This is a genomic window from Chelatococcus reniformis (genome assembly GCF_014640075.1).
GTDB lineage: Bacteria > Pseudomonadota > Alphaproteobacteria > Rhizobiales > Beijerinckiaceae > Camelimonas > Camelimonas reniformis.
In genome coordinates, this window is sequence record NZ_BMGG01000005.1 from 537,448 (window position 1) to 543,453 (window position 6,006).

The window sequence follows — 6,006 nt, forward strand, 5'->3', positions numbered from 1 at the left end:
AACTCCCTCACGCGAACTTGTCCATAACTGGTAAACACTTGCGACGAAAAAAAGATGCCCGGCGAGCGATGCGGGCGCGACGCCGGTCACGGGATGGTGATGAGATTGGGTCGCGCGGACACCGCCCGACCGGCGGCAACGCATCGGGGGCTGCGCGATCGTCAACCTGGGGCGGCCTCCGACGCTCGTCCACTCAACAAGAAGCCCCGCCCTAAGGGCGGGGCCGCCGGATGGCCGGCTTTTTGTTGCCAAGCTGCGGGAGGGGCTGCGCCCGCGAACGGCGGGCGCAGGTGCTTCACTTTGGGTTGTAGGTGAAGATGTCGCGGTCCTTGGTCTCCGGCAGCAGCAGGAGGCCGATGACGAAGGTCATCAGGGCAATGACGATCGGATACCAGAGGCCCGAGAAGATGTTGCCGGTGGCCGCCACGATCGCGAAGGCCGTCGGCGGCAGGAAGCCGCCGAACCAGCCGTTGCCGATGTGGTAGGGCAGCGACATGCCGGAGTAGCGAATGCGGGTGGGGAACAGTTCCACCAGCAGCGCAGCGATCGGCCCGTAGACCATGGTGACGTACAGCACGAGGATGAACAGCAGCCCGATCAGCGTCAGCGACCGCGGATCGGAGAGAACCTGGCCGAGCGACGGCGTCTTGATGATGCTGGTGTCGCCGGCGGTGGGATAGCCCGCTGCCTGGGCGGCGGCCATCAGCTCGGTGCCCTTGCCGTCGGTGACGGGCACGCTCGTGCCGTTGACCGTGGCGGTCAGCGGCGCGCCTGCCGGGCCCGGCACCAGATCGTAGTGCACCGAGCTGCTGGCCAGGGTGCGTCGCACCACATCGCAGGGCGAGGTGAACACCCGCACCCCCACCGGATCGAACAGGCTGCCACAGCTTGCAGGATCGGCCGTCAGCTGCACCTTCACCTGCTCGGTCGCCGCGATCAGCTTGGGATTGGCTGTCTTGGCGATCATGTTGAACAGTGGGAAGTAGGTCACCGCGGCGATCAGGCAGCCGGCCAGCAGGATCGGCTTGCGGCCGATCTTGTCGGACAGCCAGCCGAACAGGATGAAGAACGGCGTGCCGATCAAGAGGGCGAACACGATCAGCAGGTTGGCTGTCGTGCCATCCACCTTCAGTGTCTGGGTCAGGAAGAACAGCGCGTAGAACTGTCCCGTGTACCAAACGACGGCCTGGCCGGCGGTGGCGCCGAGCAGGGCGATGATCGCGATCTTGGAGTTCTTCCAGGTGCCGAACGCCTCCGTCAGCGGCGCCTTCGACTGTGTACCTTCCTCCTTCATCCGCTGGAACGCCGGCGATTCGTTGAGCTGCAGGCGGATCCAGATCGAGAAGCCGAGCAGGATGATCGACAGCAGGAACGGAATGCGCCAGCCCCAGGCGTTGAAGTCCTCGGTGCTCATGTTGAGGCGCAGCACCAGGATGACGATCAGCGACAGGAACAGGCCCACGGTCGCCGTGGTCTGGATCCACGACGTGTAGAAGCCGCGCCGGCCCTGGGGCGAGTGCTCGGCCACGTAAGTGGCGGCGCCGCCGTACTCGCCGCCGAGCGCCAACCCTTGCAGCAGGCGACAGACGATGAAGGCGATCGGCGCCAGGTAGCCGATGGTGGCGTAGCCCGGCAGCAGGCCGACGACGAACGTGGACAAGCCCATGATCGTCATGGTGACGAGGAAGGTGTATTTGCGGCCGATCAGGTCGCCGAGGCGACCGAAGAACAGCGCGCCGAAGGGGCGCACGGCAAAGCCCGCGGCAAAACCGAAGAGCACGAAGATGAACTTTGCCGTGTCGTTCGTGCCGGGCACAAAATTCATGCTGATGTTGGCCGCGAGCGAGCCCGCGAGATAGAAATCGTACCACTCGAAGACGGTGCCGAGGGAGGAGGCGACAATCACCTTCCGTTCCTCACCCGTCATCGGGCGGGTCTCTGTCCCGTCGGGGGACGCTGTTGCCATCGTCATGCGCTTCTCCTCGCCCTGATTACTCTCTGATCGCCGACATGGGTCGCGCCGCCTGGTCCCGCCGCAGCCCAGACCAGGCGGGGCGGGCGGGATGCTGCACGCGTCCACGTTCGCGCGCGCAAAAAACGTTCGACGCACGCACGGTAGAGAGCGCCCTGGTGCCTGTCGCTCGGCAATTGGTCGGGCGACTTTGGTATGAATCTCGAGCACCTTTGGGGGCGACCGGATCTGGCGATCCGAGCGGGGCGAATCGCTTCGATTTATGGGTTCCGTGACGCTCCTTTCGCATCCGTTGCGTCCCTCCCCTCGGGCGGAGTGCGCCGGGCGAGGAGCGACCCCTCAGGCTTCGCCAGGCGCGCCTTCGGCCAGCCGGCCCGCGACCGCATAGAGCGCGACCGCTGCCGCGTTGGACACATTGAGGCTCTTGATGGCGCCGGGAACGTCGAGCCGAGCCAACACCTGGCAGCGGCTGCGTGTGAGCTGGCGCAGCCCCTTGCCCTCGGCGCCGAGCACCAGCGCCAGCGGCCGGCGAAGGGCGACGCCTTCGAGCGGCTCAGCGCCCTCCGAATCAAGCCCGACGCAGAGGACGCCGCGCTCCCCCAGCGTCTGGAGGGCGCCGGCGAGATTGCGCACGATCACGAACGGCACATGCTCCAGGCCGCCGGATGCGGCCTTTGCCAGCACGCCCGTCGCGGCCGGGCTGTGTCGCGCCGTGGTGACGATGGCCGTCACACCGAAGGCTGCCGCCGTCCGCACGATGGCGCCGACGTTGTGCGGGTCGGTGATCTGGTCGAGCACCAGGATGAGGCCGTCCTGCGGCATGCTCTCGAGCGTCGGCGCGGGCAGGGGGGCCGCTTCCATGTAGAGGCCCTGGTGCACCGCATCGGGCCCGACCAGGCGGTCGATGGCGTCCGGCCGCACGATCTCCGGGGCGAAGCGCGGCGCCCCGTGCTCCGCCTCCAGGCGTTGGGCCGCATTCGCCGTCAGCAGGAGGCGCAGGACGCGCCGCGCCGGATTGGCGAGCGCCTCGACCACCGGATGCCAGCCGTAGAGCACGATCAGTTCGGGCTCGTCGGTGGCCCGCTCGGGGCGGCGCCATGCCGGGCCGGGCCGATTGGGCTTGCGCACTGTCATCAGGGTCGCCTCTCGCGCTGGTGTGCTGCTCAAAAGGCCGGTCCCAGCCCATTGCGCAGCGCTGCATATCAAAGCTCGGCCCGCCGTTGGATACTCTCGTCCAATTGCGAAGTGCGCCGGGTGATGCATGATCGAATATCGCCGGACTCGCGGAGCATGACCTATGAAGCCGATCATCGCGCGTTGGCAAACCTCGTCGGGGGACGGGATCGAGCATCTGGTGCTGCGGCACGAGGGCCAAGACATCGTCGCCGAGGGAGTGGTGCTGGGTGACGGCGGCCAGCCGGCCGCTGTCTGGTACCGCGTGCTGTGCGATTCGGACTGGCGGGTGCGCGACCTGCGCATCGCCCGGGTCGGCGCCGATCGCGCCGTTGAGTTGCAGGGCGACGGCCTCGGCCGCTGGCGTGACGACACCGGCGCCGCCATGCCGGCGTACGACGGCGCCATCGACGTCGATTTCGCCGCGACACCCTTCACCAACACGTTGCCGATTCGCCGGCTCGACCTCAGGCCCGGTCAATCGGCCGAGATCGCCGCCGTCTACGTGAATTTTCCCGATCTCACGGTGAGCCGCGAGCCACAACGCTACACGCGGCTCGGCGCGCTCCACTATCGCTTCGAATCGCTCGATGGCGATTTTACGCGGGATATCGAGGTGGACGAGCACGGGCTGGTGGTCAGCTACCCCGGCCTGTTTCAGCGGATTCTCTGATGCGAGTTCATCAGGGCGAACGAGGCTCGATTAGGCGTTGACAGGCGGCCCGGTGCTCCTCATAAGAGCCCCCGTTGCCCCGCCGTTACGGCGGGGTTTCGCGTTGAAGCTTCCGTGGCGGTCACGCTGCCGAAGCGACGATGGACACGGAGGGGTGCCCGAGTGGTTAAAGGGGACGGACTGTAAATCCGTTGGCTACGCCTACGTTGGTTCGAATCCAACCCCCTCCACCATCGTCCCCGACAGCGCCGGGACCTTGGCCTGACGTCGACGGCGCGGGTGTAGCTCAATGGTAGAGCAACAGCCTTCCAAGCTGATGACGAGGGTTCGATTCCCTTCACCCGCTCCACCGAAGTCCTTATCCTGGCCTGGTTGCAGGCTCCGCACGTGGGCCGGCGAGACCGCCGATTAGCCGTTCAGCTGTTCTGAGGGCGCGCGCGGCGAAGAATACCCTTGAGTGTTTGGGCATCGTGCACGGCCGCGGCGGCCAAGTCGTTGTTGAAGTAGGCCCAGACCGACCGTCCGGCCATCTCCTCCGCGATCATCCAGTCGCTCCAGTCCAGCAGCGATTCGTCAGCGTAGCGGCCGGAGTATTTGCCGCGCCCGCCGTGAAAGCGCACGTAGGCGGCCGGTCCCGTCGCCCAGCGGGGCGAAGCGACGCCGGGCAGGTCGTGGGCGACGAAGCCTGCGCCGAAGCGACCGAGTAATGCCAGCGTCGTTTGCGTGTACCAGCTGGCATGGCGGAATTCGAAGACGTGAATCAGGTCCGCCGGCAGCAGCAGGAGAAAGGCCTCCAGCCGCTCGAGATTGATCCCGAGCGTCGGCGGGAGCTGATAGAGAATCGGCCCGAGGGTCGGACCGAGGTGGCGGGTCGGCGCCATCATGCGCCGCATCGGCTCCTGGCATTCCTTGAGCTTTTTGGCTTGGGTGATGAAGCGATTGGCCTTGACCGCGTACCGAAAGCCCTGGGGAGCCTGCTGGCGCCAGCCGTCGAACGTTTCCGCCTTGGGCAGTCGGTAGAAGCTGTTGTTGATCTCGACCGTGTCGAAGCGCTCAGCATAGAAGGCGAACCAGCGCTTGACCGCCATCCCGTCCGGATAAAAGGCGCCGCGCCAGTGGCGATAGGTCCAGCCGGAGCAGCCGACGCGGATACCTGAACTGCAAGCCATGGCGGCGGTACTCCGAACACATCCCCGATCACAACGCACGCCGAGCCGTTGCGGTGCGCCGGTATGACCATTTCCGCCAACGTCGCCGCCGCCGGGCGGGCCGGCGGCAGGGGCAGGCCAGGGCGCGGCCACACCTTCGAAAGTTGTAGGCGCAGTGCCTCGCACGAGCATCGTGAACTGAGCTAAGAGCGCGCCGGGCTGTTGGGGGGCTTTATGACGTTCTTGAAATTGATGGTCGCGGTCGCGCTGGCGGCCGCGGTGGCGGCTTGCGTCACGGTGACGAACCCGGCGACGCGCGAGCAGGTGCTGACATACCGTTTGACGCGGGTGGACGTGGTTTACGCCGGAGACGCGAAGATCTGGTGGGGCGATGGCGAGCGCGAGTTCGCCGCCACCAAGGGGGTCGCCGCCCACAACGCAGAGAGCGTTGCTAATACGCCGGAGGGCCAAGCCTATTTGCGCGGCGCCATCTCGCACAAGCTCGAAGCGGCGTTCGAGCGGGCGCTCGCGCCCTACCTGGTCGGCGAGCGGCCGGTGCGGTTGCAGGTGGTCGTGAAGGGTGTCCGAATCTCGTCCGTCATTCAGCGCATCGTCATCGGTGGCAACCATGCGATCGCCGCCGACATCAATCTCGTCGACGCCAAAACGGGCGAGGTGCTGATCGCGTTCGCCGGCCAGGGGGCGTCGGTGCCGGCGGGACAGGGCATCGTCGGCACGATGGTCGACCATGCCCTCATGGCGGCCCCGATCGATCGCGTCATCGACAACATGGCCATCACCTACAAGAACTGGCTGCTGAAGATCTGACCAGCTACAGTCCACGTCGCCTCTTGAACCCGGCGGAAAAAGCCTCTAACGGGGCCTGCGATTTGGATAAGGACGCGGCCCCATCGCCGCCAGAAGGGTACCTGCGAGATGGCCAAAGAGAAGTTTTCGCGGACGAAGCCGCACTGCAACATTGGCACGATTGGCCACGTTGACCACGGGAAGACGTCGCTGACGGCGGCGATCACGAAGGT

The 6,006-nt window shown here is 66.3% G+C and carries 6 protein-coding genes and 2 tRNA genes; 5 read left to right on the forward strand and 3 right to left on the reverse strand.

Annotated features, from left to right (window positions below; translation table 11 throughout):
* Positions 1 to 295: 295 nt before the first annotated feature.
* Positions 296 to 1,972, reverse strand: coding sequence for an MFS transporter (locus tag IEW34_RS16425; RefSeq protein ID WP_188610270.1), 1,677 nt, complete (start codon positions 1,970 to 1,972; stop codon positions 296 to 298).
* Between the two features lie 339 nt (positions 1,973 to 2,311).
* Positions 2,312 to 3,106, reverse strand: a complete 795-nt coding sequence (locus IEW34_RS16430) for a TrmH family RNA methyltransferase (RefSeq protein ID WP_188610271.1) — start codon at positions 3,104 to 3,106, stop codon at positions 2,312 to 2,314.
* A 163-nt stretch (positions 3,107 to 3,269) separates the two neighbouring features.
* On the opposite strand from IEW34_RS16430, the gene IEW34_RS16435 reads away from it, so the two are divergent.
* The 3 genes from IEW34_RS16435 (at position 3,270) to IEW34_RS16445 (ending at position 4,167) form a co-directional block, all read left to right on the forward strand.
* A complete protein-coding gene (locus IEW34_RS16435) occupies positions 3,270 to 3,818 on the forward strand; it encodes a putative glycolipid-binding domain-containing protein (RefSeq protein WP_188610272.1) in 549 nt (182 codons plus the stop codon).
* A 148-nt stretch (positions 3,819 to 3,966) separates the two neighbouring features.
* A tRNA-Tyr gene (locus IEW34_RS16440) sits at positions 3,967 to 4,051 on the forward strand.
* 42 nt (positions 4,052 to 4,093) lie between these two features.
* Positions 4,094 to 4,167, forward strand: a tRNA-Gly gene (locus IEW34_RS16445).
* Positions 4,168 to 4,234: 67 nt separating this feature from the next.
* Here the strand turns inward: IEW34_RS16445 and IEW34_RS16450 are convergent.
* Positions 4,235 to 5,119, reverse strand: coding sequence for a DUF72 domain-containing protein (locus IEW34_RS16450; protein WP_210324516.1), 885 nt, complete (start codon positions 5,117 to 5,119; stop codon positions 4,235 to 4,237).
* Between the two features lie 81 nt (positions 5,120 to 5,200).
* Between IEW34_RS16450 and IEW34_RS16455 the strand changes: the two genes are divergently transcribed.
* Positions 5,201 to 5,794, forward strand: coding sequence for a hypothetical protein (locus IEW34_RS16455; protein ID WP_188610273.1), 594 nt, complete (start codon positions 5,201 to 5,203; stop codon positions 5,792 to 5,794).
* Positions 5,795 to 5,902: 108 nt separating this feature from the next.
* A partial coding sequence (locus IEW34_RS16460; protein WP_202121688.1) for a GTP-binding protein occupies positions 5,903 to 6,006 on the forward strand: 104 nt, incomplete at its 3' end.

What these genes read in the sequence shown, in the direction of transcription:
- IEW34_RS16425 (WP_188610270.1), bottom strand. Translation starts at nt 1,972, where the DNA reads ATGACGATGGCAACAGCGTCCCCCGACGGGACAGAGACCCGCCCGATG.
- IEW34_RS16430 (WP_188610271.1), bottom strand. Translation starts at nt 3,106, where the DNA reads ATGACAGTGCGCAAGCCCAATCGGCCCGGCCCGGCATGGCGCCGCCCC.
- IEW34_RS16435 (WP_188610272.1), top strand. Translation starts at nt 3,270, where the DNA reads ATGAAGCCGATCATCGCGCGTTGGCAAACCTCGTCGGGGGACGGGATC.
- IEW34_RS16455 (WP_188610273.1), top strand. Translation starts at nt 5,201, where the DNA reads ATGACGTTCTTGAAATTGATGGTCGCGGTCGCGCTGGCGGCCGCGGTG.